The organism is Burkholderia sp. JP2-270, from assembly GCF_003233675.1.
Lineage (GTDB): Bacteria > Pseudomonadota > Gammaproteobacteria > Burkholderiales > Burkholderiaceae > Burkholderia > Burkholderia pyrrocinia_C.
The window spans coordinates 1,277,326-1,294,190 of sequence record NZ_CP029824.1 but is presented as its reverse complement, the minus strand read 5'-3'; the positions used below and the strand labels follow the sequence as shown (position 1 = coordinate 1,294,190).

General features: G+C 69.2%; 16 protein-coding genes. 6 read left to right on the top strand and 10 right to left on the bottom strand.

Annotation, left to right across the window (positions count from 1 at the left end; all coding sequences use genetic code 11):
• Positions 1-33 precede the first annotated feature (33 nt).
• Positions 34-876 carry an EcsC family protein gene (locus tag DM992_RS06220; protein WP_111016119.1) on the top strand — a complete coding sequence of 281 codons (843 nt, stop codon included), beginning with the start codon at positions 34-36 and terminating at the stop codon, positions 874-876.
• Here the strand turns inward: DM992_RS06220 and DM992_RS06215 are convergent.
• The 5 genes from DM992_RS06215 to DM992_RS06195 all read right to left on the bottom strand — a co-directional run bounded on the left by DM992_RS06215 (position 846) and on the right by DM992_RS06195 (position 6,238).
• Positions 846-1,808 (bottom strand): alpha/beta hydrolase, encoded by a 963-nt coding sequence (locus tag DM992_RS06215; protein ID WP_111016118.1) that lies wholly within the window; start codon positions 1,806-1,808, stop codon positions 846-848. The genes DM992_RS06220 and DM992_RS06215 overlap by 31 nt on opposite strands.
• A gap of 89 nt (positions 1,809-1,897) precedes the next feature.
• Positions 1,898-2,332 (bottom strand): CHRD domain-containing protein, encoded by a 435-nt coding sequence (locus tag DM992_RS06210; protein ID WP_111016117.1) that lies wholly within the window; start codon positions 2,330-2,332, stop codon positions 1,898-1,900.
• A gap of 399 nt (positions 2,333-2,731) precedes the next feature.
• Positions 2,732-3,505, bottom strand: a complete 774-nt coding sequence (locus DM992_RS06205; protein ID WP_111017829.1) for a class II aldolase/adducin family protein — start codon at positions 3,503-3,505, stop codon at positions 2,732-2,734.
• Positions 3,506-3,650: 145 nt separating this feature from the next.
• A complete protein-coding gene (locus DM992_RS06200) occupies positions 3,651-5,276 on the bottom strand; it encodes a phospholipase D family protein (RefSeq protein WP_111017828.1) in 1,626 nt (541 codons plus the stop codon).
• Positions 5,277-5,521: 245 nt separating this feature from the next.
• Positions 5,522-6,238: a FadR/GntR family transcriptional regulator gene (locus DM992_RS06195; RefSeq protein WP_111016116.1), complete on the bottom strand. Its 717-nt coding sequence runs from the start codon at positions 6,236-6,238 to the stop codon at positions 5,522-5,524.
• 134 nt (positions 6,239-6,372) lie between these two features.
• Between DM992_RS06195 and DM992_RS06190 the strand changes: the two genes are divergently transcribed.
• The 4 genes from DM992_RS06190 to DM992_RS06175 are packed head-to-tail and all read left to right on the top strand — an operon-like array spanning position 6,373 to position 11,116.
• Positions 6,373-7,173 carry a (Fe-S)-binding protein gene (locus DM992_RS06190; protein WP_111016115.1) on the top strand — a complete coding sequence of 267 codons (801 nt, stop codon included), beginning with the start codon at positions 6,373-6,375 and terminating at the stop codon, positions 7,171-7,173.
• Positions 7,170-7,910 (top strand): lactate utilization protein C, encoded by a 741-nt coding sequence (locus tag DM992_RS06185; protein ID WP_111017827.1) that lies wholly within the window; start codon positions 7,170-7,172, stop codon positions 7,908-7,910. The genes DM992_RS06190 and DM992_RS06185 overlap by 4 nt, the downstream gene beginning before the upstream one ends.
• A complete protein-coding gene (locus DM992_RS06180) occupies positions 7,907-9,352 on the top strand; it encodes a LutB/LldF family L-lactate oxidation iron-sulfur protein (RefSeq protein WP_111016114.1) in 1,446 nt (481 codons plus the stop codon). Before DM992_RS06185 ends, DM992_RS06180 begins: the two co-directional genes overlap by 4 nt.
• 57 nt (positions 9,353-9,409) lie before the next feature.
• Positions 9,410-11,116, top strand: a complete 1,707-nt coding sequence (locus DM992_RS06175) for a lactate permease LctP family transporter (RefSeq protein WP_111017826.1) — start codon at positions 9,410-9,412, stop codon at positions 11,114-11,116.
• Positions 11,117-11,213: 97 nt separating this feature from the next.
• Here DM992_RS06175 and DM992_RS06170 read toward each other — a convergent pair whose 3' ends face one another.
• The 5 genes from DM992_RS06170 to DM992_RS06150 all read right to left on the bottom strand — a co-directional run bounded on the left by DM992_RS06170 (position 11,214) and on the right by DM992_RS06150 (position 15,577).
• On the bottom strand, positions 11,214-11,975 hold the full coding sequence (locus tag DM992_RS06170) for a M48 family metalloprotease (RefSeq protein WP_111016113.1): 762 nt from the start codon (positions 11,973-11,975) through the stop codon (positions 11,214-11,216).
• A gap of 199 nt (positions 11,976-12,174) precedes the next feature.
• Positions 12,175-12,957, bottom strand: a complete 783-nt coding sequence (locus DM992_RS06165) for a glycosyltransferase family 2 protein (protein WP_111016112.1) — start codon at positions 12,955-12,957, stop codon at positions 12,175-12,177.
• A gap of 125 nt (positions 12,958-13,082) precedes the next feature.
• Complete coding sequence (locus tag DM992_RS06160; RefSeq protein WP_204356104.1) at positions 13,083-14,402, bottom strand: endoribonuclease L-PSP; 1,320 nt, start codon at positions 14,400-14,402, stop codon at positions 13,083-13,085.
• A gap of 87 nt (positions 14,403-14,489) precedes the next feature.
• Complete coding sequence (fabG, locus tag DM992_RS06155) at positions 14,490-15,206, bottom strand: 3-oxoacyl-ACP reductase FabG (protein WP_111017825.1); 717 nt, start codon at positions 15,204-15,206, stop codon at positions 14,490-14,492.
• 110 nt (positions 15,207-15,316) lie between these two features.
• Positions 15,317-15,577, bottom strand: a complete 261-nt coding sequence (locus tag DM992_RS06150; RefSeq protein WP_034179433.1) for a phosphopantetheine-binding protein — start codon at positions 15,575-15,577, stop codon at positions 15,317-15,319.
• 570 nt (positions 15,578-16,147) lie between these two features.
• Between DM992_RS06150 and DM992_RS06145 the strand changes: the two genes are divergently transcribed.
• On the top strand, positions 16,148-16,801 hold the full coding sequence (locus DM992_RS06145) for a hypothetical protein (protein ID WP_111017824.1): 654 nt from the start codon (positions 16,148-16,150) through the stop codon (positions 16,799-16,801).
• Positions 16,802-16,865: the final 64 nt, after the last annotated feature.

Here is a 16,865-nt window from a genome sequence, read left to right as displayed (position 1 = left end):
TCAAACCGCCCCCCCCGGCCGCCAAGGAGAAAGATGGAACCGATTTCAATCACCCCCGCGACGATGCTGTCGCCGGAGGACCGGGACGCGCTGCGGCGCGCGAAGCAAGTGCTGGAAAGCCCGTCGCTGACGATGAAGCTGACGGGCGTGCTCGGCGCGCCGGTCGAGAAGATGATCGCGCGGCTGCCTGATTTCGCGACCGGCAAGATCAACGATGCGACGCAGCTCGCGCTGCGCAAGTGCCTGAACATCGCGCTGCGCACGCTCGGCAAGCCGCAGGCGCCGGACGCCGAGCCCGAGAAACCCAGCAACCTGCTGCACAAGCTCGCCGTCGCGACAACCGGCGCGGCGGGCGGCGCCTTCGGCTTTCTCGCACTGCCGGTCGAGCTGCCGGTGACGACCACGCTGATCTTCCGCTCGGTGTGCGACATCGCGCGCAGCGAGGGCGAAGATCTCGCGTCGGTGGAGTCGCAGTTGCAATGCCTGGCCGTGCTCGGCATGGGCGGCAACCCGGACAAGCAGGAAGAGGACGCCGATCTCGGCTATTTCGTGCTGCGCGGCGCGCTCGCGCAGGCGATCTCGAAGGCGTCTTCCGACATCACGACGAAAGGCATCGCCGCGCACAGCTCGGCGGCAGTGTTCAAGCTCGTGCAGACCGTGGCATCGCGGTTCTCGGTGCAGGTGACCGAGCAGATGGCCGCGAAGTCGATCCCGGCGATCGGCGCCGTGCTCGGCGCGACCGTCAACACGCTGTTCATCGACCACTTCCAGCAGATGGCGCACGGCCACTTCACCGTGCGCCGCCTCGAGCGCAAGTACGGCCCGCCGGCCGTCCAGGCCGCCTATCAGGCGATCGACGCCTCGCCGACGCGCTGAACCGCCCGTTCGACCGCGACGCGGCGCAGGAACGCGGCAGCGCGGTCGAGCGCATCGCGCGCTTCCGGCACCATCGGCGCGTAAAGCTGCCACACGTGCGGCATGTCCGGCCACACCTCGATCTCGACCGGCACGCCGGCCGCCTTCGCCTTCTCCGCGACACGGCGCGAATCGTCCAGCAGCACCTCGGTGCTGCCGACCTGGATATACAGCGGCGGCAGGCCCGCGAAATCCGCATAGAGCGGCGATGCGTACGGATTCGTCGCCGGCGCGTCGCCGAGGTACAGCTTCGCGGCCTTCGGCAGCGCGGCGCCGGCGAACATCGGATCGGCGCCGTCGTTGGTGCGCATCGTATCGCCCGTGCCGGCCAGGTCGGTCCACGGCGAGAACAGGATCGCGCCGGCCGGCAACGGCTCGCCGCGATCGCGCAGCGCGACGAGCGTCGCGAGCGCGAGACCGCCGCCCGCCGAATCGCCGCCGAGCACGATCGACTCGGGCGGCGTGCCGAGCGCCAGCAGTTGTCGGTAAGCGGCCAGCGCATCGTCGAGCGCGGCCGGGAAGCGGTTTTCGGGTGCGAGCCGGTAGTCGAGCGAGAACGAGCGCACGCCCGCGCGCTTCGTCAGGCCGAACACGAGCGGCCGGTGGGTCTTCGTCGAACAGAAGTAATAGCCGCCACCGTGAAAGTACAGCAGCGTGCGGCCGGGCCCGCGACCCGCGCCCGCGTCGGCGCGTTCGAGCCATTCGCCGCGCAACGGCGCGTCGCCCGCGCCATGGCATTCGCGCAGCCGGTAGCCCGACGGCGCACGGCGCGGCACGACCATCCGCAGGTCGGTAAAGCGCCGTGCGCGGGCGGGATCGAGCAGCTCGCGCGTGGTCTCGGGACGGAACTGCCAGCGCAGCAGCCAGCAGGCGAACTTGCTTTGCCAACTCATCGGACGCGCTCCGTAATCACAGTGTGACGATGGTACGTGCGATCGTTCCGGCGCCGCTCGAACGGAGCCTCTATATCAAACGCCGGCGCTCAGTTCGCCGGCATCAGCTGGCCGCGGATCTCGCCGGCCGGATGCTCCTTCGTATGGACGTTGAAATACCACTTGCCGCCCATCAGGTCGGTGACCTGCGCGTCGGTCAGCACCTTCGAGCCCTTGATCGGGCTCGCGAGCTCGTCCTTCGGAATCGGCACCTGCACGCCGGCGTTCTGGCCGACCGGCGCGGGCCCGTGGAAGTGCGCGGCCGTCGCCGGGCCGGTGAGGTGTTCGTAAGTCACCATCCATTGCAGCGTGCGGCTGGCCGTGTTGTAGGTGGCGTCGACGGCGCCCGAGCCCTTGGTCGCCGTCGGCGGCACTTCGCTCGACGGCTGGAGACTGGCGGACAGGCGCACCGTTTCGGCGGCGGCGCTGCCGGCAGCCAGCACGCCCGCGAGTAACGCGACCTGGAGCAAACGCAGCTTGAGCATGGACTCTCCTTGCACGACGTTGTACGCCGCCCGAACGGGAGCGTTACACATGATGGTAGTCGATCGTGGCTGATCCGGGAGTCCGCCGAACGGCCATGCCGCGAATCGCCGCATGCCCATCGGCGCGCCGCGCGCGGCAGGTCATCTCGCGCGACGCAGGTCGCGTCAGTCTGCGTCAACCTGGAACAGACCTTTCCAGCCTGACGCCTGAATCCGCGCGCGGCCTTTCGCTACACTTCGTCTCACAGTTGCTTGTTTCCTTCGTCCGAAGGAGTCTGCGAGTATTCACGCGGCCACCCGGCCGCGTTTTTTTTGCGTGTGTGGCCGGATCCGGTTCGCGCCGTCCCGAGCATGACGAAGCGAGTCCGCCACCGCTCGCGGCACAACAGCACTTCGATGTCACGCACGATAACCGAGATCGATGCGATCGACGATGCGCTGCAGCGCGTCGAACGCGTCCTGCCCCGCGCCATGCTTCGGATCGAAATTCAGCGAATCGCGCACGCACGCTTCGAGCACGGGCGGTGCGATCGGCAGTGCGTCGCCGATCGCGTGCGTGGCAACCTGTACCTCGCACGCACGGTTGAGCAGCCACATCAGCGAGAACGTCTGCGCGAGCGTCGTGCCGATCGTCACCGGCCCGTGGTTGCGCAGCAGCAGCACGGGCCGCCCGCCGGCACTCTCGACGATGCGCCGCCCCTCATCCAGATGCACGGTGATGCCCTCGAAGTCGTGATATGCGATCTTCCCGTACAACTGCGCGGAATAGAAATTCGAGAACGACAGCCCGTCGCGCGAACAGCACACGGCCATCGTGGGTGTCGTGTGCACGTGCATCACGCAGTGTGCGTCGGGCAGCGCCGCATGGATCGCGCTGTGGAACGTGAAGCCGGCCGGATTGATCGGCCAGTCGGAATGGCCGATCACATTGCCGTCGATGTCGATCTTCACAAGGTTCGACGCGCACACCTCGCGGTAATGGAGCCCGAACGGATTGATCAGGAAATGCCCGTCCTCGCCCGGCACGCGCAGCGAGATATGGTTGTAGATCAACTCGGTCCAGCCGAGATGATCGAAGATGCGGTAGGCCGCCGCGAGCTGCACGCGCGCCTGCCATTCGGCTTCGGAGAAGCGGGCGGGACGCGTGAACGGCTGGTTCGGGACACGTTGCATGGGGAACTCCGGTTGCAGGTGTGAACGGTGCGCGTGGCGCGGGCCGTCCGGCGGCACCATCACGCTGCCACGATAGTTGCGCGCACAACCATATCACTTTCCCCCGCGCCCCGGTAACGCGGGTTTAGCCGGAGCGCTTCCGTCCCTAAAGCTGGTCGTCGACCGGCAGCAGCGTGAAGATGCCGGTCATCAGGTTGCGCAGCAGCCCCGCGTGCGGATCGACGTGATAGATGGTCGGCCGGCCGTCGTCCGTGCCCGTCCACTCGAGTTCGGGCGCGCCGCCGCCCGCCGGCGTCGCGAGGCTCACGCGATAGCTTTCGTCCGGCTGCGTCACGCGCGCGAAGATCGTCGCGACCTGCTGCGCGAGCGCCGGGCTGTGGATCACGAGCGCCAGTTCGGTATTCAGGTGCGCGGAGCGCGGATCGAGGTTCATCGAGCCGATCACGAGAATCTTCCGGTCGATCACGTACGCCTTCGCGTGCAGGCTCGCGCGCGAGCGCGACCCGAACAGGCGCGCGCGCTGCCGGCCGGGCTGCGCCTTGAACTCGTACAGCTCGACGCCGTGCCGCAGCAGCGGCACGCGGTACGGCCCGTAGCCGGCCTGCACGGCAACCGCGTCGGTCGCGGCGAGCGAATTCGTCAGGATCGCGACGCGCACGCCGCGCGCGGTCGTGTCGCCGAGAATCTTCACGCCCGCGTCGTGCGGCACGAAATACGGCGAGAACGCGAGGAATTCCTGCTGCGCGCCGCGCGTCAGTTCGACGAGGCGCCGCATCGGCGGGCTCACGTACGCGTCGGTCGGCTGCGCGACCTTGTCGGGCGCGTCGGCCTTGAACTCGGCCGGCGCCCACACGAGCGCGAGCTCGTCGCGCGCGATCTGCTGCGCGAGCGGCGTCGCGTTCAGCGGTTTCGCGTTGTACGGATCGGCGTTCTGGCGCCAGTGGTTGCGCAGCTCGTCGCGCATCGCGTCGAGATCCTTCGGATCGAACGACTGGTGATTCAGCACACGCAGCGGATAGCTGCTCGCGCTCGCCCAGTAGGTGTCGAAGCTCGCCGAGATGTCGTGCGTCACGGGGCCGGCGGCGAGCACGTCGAGATCGCGGAACTGCAGCGTCGGGCTCGCGCTGAAATATTCGTCGCCGAGATTGCGGCCGCCGACGATCGCGATCTGGTTGTCCGTGATCATCGCCTTGTTGTGCATCCGGCGCGTGAAGCCGTCGAGACTCGTGAAGAAATTCGTCGTGCGCTCGACCATGCCCTGCTGCGACGCGCCGAACGGGTTGAACACGCGGATCTCGATGTTCGGGTGCGTGTTCAGCGCGGCCATGATGCGGTCGATGTCGCGGAAGTTCAGGTCGTCGACCAGCATCCGCACGCGCACGCCGCGATCGGCGGCGTACAGCGCCGCGGCAAGCAGCAGCTTGCCCGTCGTGTCCTCGGTCGCGATGTAGTACTGCATGTCCAGCGTCTTCGTCGCGGCACGCGCGAGCGCGATGCGCATCTGCAGCGCCTCGGCGCCGTCCGCCAGCAACCGGAAGCCCGACTGGCCCGGATGCGCGGCCTCGGGTGCGGCCAGCGCATCGCGCAGCGGCGTCGCGATACCGGACGACAATGCATGGGAAACCGGGCGATCGAGCGTGGTGGCGGGCGGATGCGTCGCGCACGCGGCGACGAGCGACAGCAGCACGCAGACGGCCAGCGCACGGGCCGGGCCGCATGCGGCGCGCCACGACAGCGCGGCCGGCGCGCGCCGGATGAAAGACGTGAGCACGGAAGCTTCCTCGACTGGCGGAACAACGGTCCGCATTCGCCGCGGCGCGCGGCTGGCGGGCGGTTCCAACCGATTCTAGTGGGCGCCCGATAAACCGGTCAATCGCGCGGGTGGCGCAGGCCGCGCCCTGCCGCGGCAGCGGGGGGCGCGGGTGGCCGGCGATCGGCCGCGTACCTGACGTCGAGGTCCGACCGCCCCGGATCCGCCCGCCGGGCGGCCCGCGCACCCAAACGGTCCGACCAATCTCATGCGCCGTCGCCGCTGCGCTCGAAATGGCTGCGCACATAATCGATATGTGTCTGCATCGCGGTGCGCGCCTCTTCGGGCCGATGCGCGCAAATCGCGTCGCACACGACACGGTGCTGCAGCAACAGCAGCTCGGACGCCTGCTCGTCGTGCGTCGTCATGCCCGCCACGTTGATCGAGATGTGCTCGCGCAGCATCCCGATCACGCTCGTATGCAGGTGCAGGAACATCGTGTTGTGCGACGCGAGCGCGATCGCCTCGTGCAGCTTCGCGTCGGTCGCGGCTTCGACGGCCGCGTCGTCGTTCGCATGCGCGGTCTCGAGTTCGCGCAGCAGCGCACGGATCCGGCGCCGGTCGTTCGCATCGGCCCGCAGCGCGGCGAAATACGCGGTCGCGCCTTCGAGCACGCGGCGGAATTCGAGGATGTCGTCGCGCAGCGCCGGATGATCGGCGACCAGCTGGCCCCACGGCGATGCGATGCCCGCGCGCAACTGATCCGTCACGTAGACGCCCGCACCGCGCCGGCTCTGCAGCAGCCCGCGCGCGACTAGCCGCTGGGTCGCCTCGCGCACCGTGTTGCGCGCGACGCCGTACTGCTGCGCGAGCACGCGCTCGGCCGGCAGGCGCGCGCCGGCCGGCCAGGTGCCGTCGAGCAGCGCCGTCTCGATCTTGCGCATCACCACCTCGGTCCGGCCCCGTGCCGTCATCGCTGCCATCGTCGCGTCTCCCCTCGGAATGCCCGTCGCGCCGATTGGCCCAACCAATTTGAGCTACGGCGCCGTCGCGGGAATTATGCAGCGAAAACGTCGTCCCGCATCCGCATGCCGGGCCGTCGCCACTGGAGCGAGACATGAACGAAAGGCAGTACCCCGCCGCCGCCCCCGCGCACGTCTATCTGTTCGCGACCTGCCTGGTCGACCTGTTCGTCCCCGAAGCGGGGCTCGACGCGGTCCGCCTGCTGGAGCGCGAAGGGCTGACCGTCCACTATCCGCGCGGCCAGAGCTGCTGCGGGCAGCCGGCCTACAGCAGCGGCAATCCCGACGAAGCCCGCCGCGTCGCGGCCGCGCAGCTCGACCTGTTCGCCGAACCGTGGCCCGTGATCGTGCCGTCCGGCTCGTGCGCGGGCATGATCCGTCACCATTGGCCGGCGCTGTTCGCCGACGATCCCGTCCACGGCCCGAAGGCGCGCGCGATCGCGGAGCGGACCTACGAACTCGCCGAATTCCTCGTCCATGTGCTCGACGTGCAGCTCGACGCGGCCGCGGCAAGCGCCGGGCCCGACGAGCGCGTCGTGCTGCACACGTCGTGCGCGGCGCGCCGCGAAATGGGCACGCGCGGGCACGGCGTCACGCTCGTCGACGCGCTGCCGGGCGTGACGCGGATCGAACACGAACGCGAATCCGAATGCTGCGGCTTCGGCGGCACGTTCTCGCTGAAGCATCCCGACATCTCCGGCGCGATGGTGCGCGACAAGGTCGCGTCGGCCTGCGCGACCGGCTGCGACCGGCTCGTGTCCGCGGACTGCGGCTGCCTGCTGAACATCGGCCACGCTGCGACCAAGGCCGGCGCGCGGCTGCCGGTCGAGCATCTGGCAAGCTTCCTGTGGCGGCGCACGGCCGGCGCCGCGTCGCTGCGCGGAGACAAGCGATGAGCGCGCGCGCCGCGATTCTTGCGCGCCTGCGCGGCGCCGCCCCGGGCGTCGCCGCGACGGCCGCCCCCGCGCTCGACGCACGCATCGACACGCATTACGACACGCGCCGCGCATCGGCCGCGCGCGATCCGCACGCGCTCGCCCAGGCGCTGCAGGCCGCGCTCGCCGCCTCGCACGCGCAAGCCTGGTGCGCGACCGACGACGAATGGCCCGCGCAGCTTGCCGCGCGCCTCGCCGACGCCGGCGTGCGTCGCCTGCTGCTCGACCCGGCCCGCGCCGAATCGGCGGCGCTCGCGCGCGCGCTGCCCGACGCGGTCGCGCCCGTGCCGTTCGACCGGCCGATCGACGCGTGGAAGACCGAACTGTTCGACACGATCGACGCGGGCTTCACCGTCGCCCGCTCGGGCATCGCGGCAACCGGCACCGTCGTGCTCGCACCCGATGCCGGCACGCCGCGCACGGTGTCGCTGGTGCCGCCGCTGCATGTCGCGCTCGTCCACGCGAACACGCTGCATGCGGACCTGCACGCCGCCGTGCACGCGGAGCGCTGGCACGCCGGCATGCCGACCAACCTCGTGCTGGTGTCGGGGCCGTCGAAGACGTCCGATATCCAGCAGACGCTCGCCTATGGCGCGCACGGCCCGCGCCGCCTGTGGGTCGTGATCGTCACCGATCCGGCTGCCAATACGGCGGCCGCCCGGCCGGCCGCAACCGCTTGCGAGGACCTGCCGCGATGAGCGACCACACGCTGCAATTCGTCGCCCCCGGCGACTTCAAGGCCCGCGCGCGCGCCGCGCTCGACGATCCCGCGCTGCGCCGGAGTTTTCGCGGCGCGATGGATTTCCTGCAGGGCAAGCGCGCGACGCAATTCCCCGACGACGCCGAGCTGCAGCAGTTGCGCGATCTCGGCGAAGCCGTGCGCCAGCACGCGCTCGCGCAGTTGCCCGCGCTGCTCGAGCGGCTGGAGGCGAAGCTCGCCGAAGCCGGCGTGCACGTGCACTGGGCCGAGACGGCCGCCGACGCGAACGCGATCGTGCTCGGCATCGCGCAGGCGAAGAAGGCGCGCCGCGTGATCAAGGGCAAATCGATGGCGAGCGAGGAAATCGAGCTGAACCATTACCTCGCGGATCATGGGGTCGACTGCATCGAGTCCGACATGGGCGAGTTCATCGTGCAGCTCGCGGGCGAGAAGCCGTCGCATATCGTGATGCCGGCGATCCACAAGACGCGCGGCGACATCGCCGAACTGTTCGAGAAACACATCCCCGGCACGCGCTACACGGAAGACGTCGACGAGCTGATCCAGACCGGCAGGCGCGCGCTGCGCCGCGCGTTCGCCGACGCGGACATCGGCCTGTCGGGCGTGAACTTCGCGGCGGCCGACACGGGCACGCTGTGGCTCGTCGAGAACGAAGGCAACGGCCGCCTGTCGACGACGGTGCCCGACACGCATATCGCGATCATGGGGATCGAGAAGGTCGTCGAGAAGCTCGAGCACATCGTGCCGCTGTCGAGCCTGCTCACGCGCTCGGCCACCGGGCAGGCGATCACGACCTACTTCAACCTGATCTCGGGCCCGCGCCGCGGCGACGAACGCGACGGCCCGCGCGAACTGCATCTCGTGCTGCTCGACAACGGCCGCACGCAGGCCTACGCGGACGAACAGCTGCGCACGACGCTGCAGTGCATCCGCTGCGGCGCATGCATGAACCACTGCCCCGTCTATACGCGCATCGGCGGCCACGCGTACGGGACGACCTACCCGGGGCCGATCGGCAAGATCATCTCGCCGCACCTGCTCGGCCTCGACGCGACGGCCGACCTGCCGACCGCGTCGACGCTGTGCGGCGCATGCGGCGAGGTATGCCCGGTCCGGATCCCGATCCCGGAACTGCTCGTGCGACTGCGCACCGAGGCGAACCGCAAGCCCGACGAACCCGTCGCGCATCCGCTGCGCGGCCAGGGCGCGAACTACAACCGCGCGGAAGACCTCGTGTGGCGCTTCTGGTCGGGCGCATTCGCGCATCCGCGCGCGTACCGCGCGTTCCGCTGGACGGCGACGCGCCTGCGCGCGCTGACGCCCGCGAAACAGATGGGCTGGACGCAGCACCGCACGCCGCTCGAACCGGCGCCGCGCAGCCTGTCCGACCTGCTGCGCGCACGCGGCCAGCCCGAATAAGACACCGCTTTCCCGACCGTACCCATAGAGATACAGACACAGATGGAGGAGACAACCATGCAGGTTTGGCATCAGATCTACACCCCGCTCGGCAGCCTCGGGCTGTCGGCGTTCGTCGCCGCGATCCCGATCATCTTCTTTTTCGTCGCGCTGGCCGCGCTGCGGATGAAGGGCCACGTCGCGGCCGCGATCACGCTGCTGCTGTCGCTCGGCGTCGCGATCCTCGCGTACGGGATGCCCGTGCCGCAGGCGCTCGCGGCGGCCGGCTTCGGCTTCGCATACGGCCTGTGGCCGATCGCGTGGATCATCGTCGCGGCCGTGTTCCTGTACAAGATGGTCGTGAAGACGGGCCAGTTCGACGTCATCCGCGCGTCCGTGCTGTCGATCACCGACGACCAGCGCCTGCAGATGCTGCTGATCGGCTTCTCGTTCGGCGCGTTCCTGGAAGGCGCGGCCGGCTTCGGCGCGCCCGTCGCGATCACGGCCGCGCTGCTCGTCGGCCTCGGCTTCAAGCCGCTGCACGCGGCCGGGCTGTGCCTGATCGCGAACACTGCGCCGGTCGCGTTCGGCGCGATGGGCATCCCGATCATCGTCGCCGGACAGGTGACGGGCATCGACCCGTTCCACATCGGCGCGATGGCCGGCCGCCAGCTGCCGCTGCTGTCGCTCGCGGTGCCGTTCTGGCTCGTGTTCATGATGGACGGGCTGCGCGGCGTGCGGCAGACCTGGCCGGCCGCGCTCGTCGCGGGCGGCAGCTTCGCCGTCACGCAGTACTTCACGTCGAACCACATCGGGCCCGAGCTGCCGGACATCACGTCGTCGCTCGTCAGCCTCGTCGCGCTCGCGGCGTTCCTGAAGGTGTGGCAGCCGCGCACCGCGCAGCAGCCGGCCGGCGGCATCGTCGCGACCGGCGGCGGCGCGGCGCTGGCCGGCTTCGGCGCGGGTGGCAACGGCTTCGGCACCGGCACGAGCCGGCAGGCGTCGCCGTACACGCTCGTGCAGACCGTGCGCGCGTGGTCGCCGTTCCTGATCCTGACGGCCGTCGTCACCGTGTGGAGCATCGCGCCGTTCAAGGCGCTGTTCGCCGCGCACGGCGCGCTCGCGTCGACCGTGCTGAAGTTTCACGTGGCGGGGCTCGACCAGCTCGTCGTGAAGACCGCACCGATCGCCGCGACGCCGAAGGCGCTCGAAGCCGTGCTGAAGATCGATCTGGTGTCGGCGGTGGGCAGCGCGATCCTCGTGACCGCGCTGATCTCGATGGCACTGTTGCGGATGAAGCCGCGCGACGCGCTCGTCACGTTCGGCGAAACGCTGAAGGAACTGACGCGCCCGATCCTGTCGATCGGCCTCGTGCTCGCGTTCGCGTTCGTCGCGAACTACTCGGGGATGTCGTCGACGCTCGCGCTGATGCTCGCCGCGACCGGCGCCGCGTTCCCGTTCTTCTCGCCGTTCCTCGGCTGGCTCGGCGTGTTCCTGACCGGCTCGGACACGTCGTCGAACGCCCTGTTCTGCTCGCTGCAGCAAGCTACGGCCCATCAGCTCGGCGTGCCCGAGACGCTCGCGGTAGCCGCGAACACGACGGGCGGCGTGACCGCGAAGATGATCTCGCCGCAGTCGATCGCGGTCGCGTGCGCGGCGACGGGCCTCGTCGGCAACGAGTCGGCGCTGTTCCGCTTCACGGTGCGGCACAGCCTGCTGTTCGCGGTGATCGTCGGGTTGATCACGCTGGTGCAGGCGTACGTGCTGCCGGGGATGGTGCCGTAAGCGGCACGCCGTCCCCAAAAAACAAAACCCCACGCCCGGAAGAGCGTGGGGTTTTTCATTTCGCCTGCCGCTCGCCGGCCGGCGAGCGGCTGCGCGATCAGCTGCCCTTCGCGATGCGATCCTCGATGTGCTGCGCACGGCTCGTCGAAGACGGGTGCGAGCTCATCATCGAGCTCTGGCCGCCATCGAGCTTCGCGAGCTTCTGGAATGCGGTGACGAGGCCCTTCTGGCTCATGCCCTTCTGCTTCATCAGGTCGAACGAATAGTCGTCCGCCGCGCTTTCCTGGGTCTGCGAGAACTGCGCGTTGATGAACTTCTCGGTGATGTCGCCGAGCTGCGAGCTCGTCAGCGCCGCCACGCCCGGCGATGCCGCGCCGGCCGCGCTGCGCGCCGCGCTCACTGCGTACGCCGTCTGCATCGCCTTCTTCGAGTGACCCAGTGCGACGTGGCCCATTTCATGGCCGATCACGCCGCGCAGTTCGTCGTCGTTCATCATGTCCATCAGGCCGCTGTACACACGCACGCAGCCGTTGCCCATCGCCCACGCGTTGACGTCCTTGGTCACGTAGACCTTGTAGTTGACCTTCTGGCCGTTCAGCGTCATGTCGCCGAAGCCCTTCATCACCTTCGTCAGGCGCTTCGAATACGCGCTGTTCGCCGGCGCGATCTTCGATTCGGCGTCGCTGGACTTGCACGAGTCGTTCGACAGCGCGGCGATGTCCGAATCCGACAGCGTCGCTGCCTTGAACAGGTTCGTCCCCGCCGACGTCAGGCTGTTCGCGTCGAGGCTCTGTACCCCGCCGCACGCGCTCAACAGACACGCCACGCCACACGCTGCCACCGCTTTCTTGAGTTGCATCCCGGATCCCTCGATAGTTGTATTTGGGAGCGGCGATTTTGCATAATCCGGCAGAAAATTACCAGATGTTTACATCCGATGACACCTTAATTACTCATAGGATTGACGCGAAGCGGCGATTTTCAGCGGAATTGAAGGTCAAAACCGAAGCAATCGCCGCGGGCGGGCGACGATCGGGACGGAAAAACGGGCGCGCCGCTCAGGCCGCCTGGTCGCGGCGGCGCGTCAGCCGCCGCGCGACCAGCATCGGCAGCCGCACCGCGAAGCCGGTGAAAAGCCGCAGGTGCATCCATGCAAGCAGCGCGTTGTCGCGGCCGTAGTGGAAATGCGACACGCCGCCCTCGTGCCGGCCGAAGTAGCGCACCGGCGCGTCGATGCGGATCGGACGCACGCCGGCCCAGCACAGCCGCACGGCCGCTTCGGGATCGAAGTCGAAGCCGCGCATCCACGGCTGGCGCCGCATGATCGCGGCGAGCGGTGCGACCGGATACACGCGAAAGCCGTACAGCGAATCGCCGATCCCGGCCCACAGCGTCTCGAGGTCGGCCCAGGCGTTCGACAGCCGGCGTCCCTGCACGCGCAGCTGCGGCGCACTCGCGTCGAACTTCGGCACGCCGAGCACCATCGCATCGGGCGCGGCCTGCGACGCGGCCATGAACGCGGGAATCAGGTCGGCCGGATGCTGGCCGTCGGAATCCATCGTCAGCACGTGCGTGAAGCCGCTCGCGGCAGCCGCGTCGAGCCCCGCGAGCACTGCCGCGCCCTTGCCGCGATTCTCCGGCAGCACGATCACGCGCAACCCGGGGTCGTGCTCGGCCATCGCCTGCAGCCGCTCGGCGCTGCCGTCGGTACTGCCGTCGACGACGACCCACACCGGATTCCACTGCGCGCGGGCATTGCGCACGGTCGTGTCGACCTTGGCGCCCGGGTTGTAGCTCGGAATCAGGACGAGATGGGTGGACGAGGCGTGCAGCTTGGACATGGGAACGGCCGATTGCGAAGACAGGGATCCTGACAAAAGTTTATGACTTGCCGGCGACTGGCGGCAGGCGTCGTCGACGCCGCCCGGATGCGGTGCCGGTTGCCGGATCGTGAAGTTCTCCCGCTTCATGACAGCCGCTCCATCGCATGACCCGCGCTCGCCTCGATCTCGACCAGCAGGTCGTCGCGGCATACGTCCGCGTGGACGAAAAGCGGCCGCACGCCGGGGCCGGCCGCATCGCGCAGCACCCGATCGATCTCGGCAAGCGCCGCGGCATCGCCGGCGTCGCGCACGTAGACGCGATAGCTCAGGTCGGCCAGCGAGAACGGGCCATGCCCCTGCCGCGCGGCCTGCTCGAGCACCGCCGCGAGATTCGCGACCGTCTCGCGCGTTTGCGCGACGACGTCGCCGCGATGCACGGTGCGGTGCCCGACGATGCTCGCGGTGCCCGATACGAACAGCACCGGCGCGGCACCGCCGTCCGCCCAGGCGGCTGCACGCGCGAACGTCGGCGCACGCGGGCCGTATTGCGCCGGATAGTGATACGCGCTGACCTGGCGCGGGTTCTCGACTGGATCTGCGGGCGTGCGGCTCGCGATGAAATGGATCGCGAGCGACGCGGCCGGCAACGCGTCGCCCGCGACCGGCACGGCCGAACCGAGCGCGCACGCGGCCGGCACACCGCCCGTCAGGGCGCGGCGGCACGCATCGAACGCGTGCTGTCGGCCGATATTGAACTGACGATAGCGTTCGATCCCGAACTGCACGGCATTGATCGCCGGCATGGTATTCCAGATACGCAGCGGATGCGGCATGCCGAGCGTATCGAGCACGTCGAACAGCGTGCGGTATGCATCGTGTGTCGCGCGTTCGAGCGGCGTGCCGCCGTCGCGCTGCGTTTCGTGCGTTTCGTGCGTTTCGTGCACGACGATGCTGCCGAACACGAGCCCCGCTGCTTCGCTGTAGCGATAGTGCAGCGCACCGCGCCGCTCGCTGCGCAGGTCGCGCGCATTGCACTGCCAGATTTCGCAGACGGCATCGCCCGGTGCGGCGCCGGCGCCGAGCAGCGCCATCTGCACCGGTGCAACCGGCAGGTCGGGGGCGGCATCGGCCAGCATTCGTGCCGCCGCATCGGCGTGCGATTCGGCCCGCGATTCTGTGCACGATGGGTGCTGCAATCCTGCCGCGCCGATGCACACCGCGCCCAACGCGCCCGGAAACGCGCGGTCGATTCCATCGCCACGCATGCGCGCATCGTGCAGCAACGCAGCGAGCCGCGCATGACTCATCTGGACGAGCTGCAGTGCGCGGTCGCGGCCGTGCGCGAGCGGCGCGCCCGATCGCGATGCGCCCGGCCCGCCGGCCGCCTGCCCGCGCGCGACCGGCGCGGTGGCTGACGACGGGGAACACGGGCGCCGTTCGGCGTCGACTGGATGCACGGACACTTCGATTTCCTCACTATGCGATGCAGGCCGCGCGACATCGCGGTCAGCATCGCGTTGCACGACGTCAGGCCGACGCCGCGCGTTTCGTCATGCGAGCCCGCCGTTGACGGACATCACCTGCCCCGTCACATAGGCCGCGGCGTCGGACACCAGATACGCGACCATCGCCGCGACTTCGTCGGGCCGGCCCGCGCGCTGCGCGGGCACAAGCTGCTTGATCCGGTCGGCGGGAAACGCCTGTTCGGCCATCGGCGATTCGATGATGCCGGGCGCGACTGCGTTCACGGTAATGCCGCGCGACGCGAGCTCCAGCGACAGCGATTTCGTCGCACCGATCAGCCCCGCCTTCGCGGCCGCGTAATTGACCTGCCCGCGATTGCCGGTCACGCCGGCCACCGATGCGATGTTGACGATCCGCCCGCGTCGCGTGCGAATCATCGGCAGCAGCAGCGGCTGCGTGACGTTGAAAAAACCGTTGAGCGTCACGTCGATCACGCTGTGCCACTGCCGGCGCGACATGCCGGCCATCGGCGCGTCGTCGTGAATGCCGGCGTTGTTGACGAGAATCTGCACCGGCGCTTCGTCGGCAAGCGGCGCGAGCGCGGCGAGCGTCGCGTCGGCATCGGTCACGTCGAACGCGATCGCGCGCGCGGTGCCGCCGGCCGCGACGATCTGCTGCGCGACCGCCTCCGCCTGCGCGAGATGGCGGTTCGCATGGACCCAAACTTCATGGCCGGCCTGCGCGAGCGCCATGCAGATCGCCTGCCCGAGTGCGCCGCTGCCGCCCGTCACGAGCGAGCGCATCGAATTGCTCCGTTCATCGCGTTTCACCTCGATCGACGCGGCGGCGCATCGTCTGCCGATCGCCGCCGCATACCGTCATCACCTGCGCGCCGCGCCCGTGCGCCGCGCCGTCACTTCGTACGATGCGCGGCGACGTATGCGGCCAGCGCGCCGAGCGTCGCAAAGATCTTCTGGTTATCCGGATTGTCCGAGCGCAGTTCGAAGCCGTATTTCTTCGAGATCAGCAGCGCGATTTCCAGGATGTCGATGGAGTCGAGCCCGAAACCTTCGCCGTACAGCGGGGTCTCGACCGTCACTGTTTCGAGCGGGACGTCTTCGAGATTCAGTTCGCCGATGATCAGCGTGGCGAGCTCTTGTTCCAGTGCGTTCATCATGCGTGCGAGCAGGCGGCCAACGGCAGCGGGAGGCGCCCGGAAACGGCAACCGTCGTGCACGCCCGGCGCGTGCAAATCTCCGTCCCTCCGGCGTCTGCCGGCGTCCCCGCCTGCGTTATTTGGGGATCGTTGTAAAAGTTACGCGGATTCTAGACGATGGGTATCGGGCCGTATACGGGGAATGGTTACAGACTGGCGGGCCGGCGCCGCGGCCCGTTTCGTGACACGAATGCACGAGACGCTTGAGCCGCTTTGGATGGAAATGGACCGACCCCGCGAAACCGTTCGTCCGGTGCCATACAATCGGTTACAAAACCCGCACACGCCCGCCCCGAACACGCCGTGCCGCGGCCCTAAAATGGGCGCACTCGACTACCGGCCCGGACCCGCATCCCGGCCGCCATTCATATGATGTTTGACGGCCCGACCACCGCGTTCGGCCACGATCCGCCCGATGTCTCCAGTCATGCCGCGTCCGTCCTTCCGCTCCGTTCCGGTTCGCCCGTCCGCCTGCTGCCGCCTGGCGGCCGCCGGCGACGCGAGCCCGCGCCCGCACGGAGGCCGCCGATGAGCAGGCTGCCGTCCATCGCGCGCGGCGTCGCCGCGGTAGGCGCCGTCGCAGCCTACCAGGCCGGCGCGCACTACGCGGCCGCAACGCCCGGCGCACACGGCTTCGGCCTCGCGATGGCGCTCGTGCCGCCGCTGCTGCTCGCGCTCGGCGCGGCGCTGCGCTCGCCGCGACATGCATGGTTCGTGCCGGCGTGGCTGCTGGCCGCCGCCGTGCTGTGGGCTGCGCGCGTGCCGCTCGCGCAGCACTTCGAATGGGGCCTGTATCTGGAGCACGCGAGCTTCAACGTCGCGATGGCGCTGCTGTTCGGCCGCACGCTCGCGGCCGGCGAGGTGCCGCTGTGCACGCGTTTCGCCGCGATGATCCACGGCACGGTCACGCCGGCCGTCGCGCGCTATACGCGGCAGATCACGCTCGCGTGGACGCTGTTCTTCGTCGCGATCGCCGCCGTGTCGACACTGCTGTTCGCGACCGCGCCGATCGTCACGTGGTCGACGTTCGCGAACTATCTGTCGCTGCCGCTCGTCGCCGTGATGTTCGCCGCCGAGCATGCCTGCCGGCGCTTCGCGCTGCCGCACGAGCCGCAGCCGCGGATGGTCGACGCGGTGCGCGCGTATCGCGCGACAACCCACGCGTCGCAGGCGTCACGATGAATTCACGGCCGGCGCGGCGCCGCAACGCGGCCGCGCCGGCCTTCGCTCCCGCTTTTACCGATTT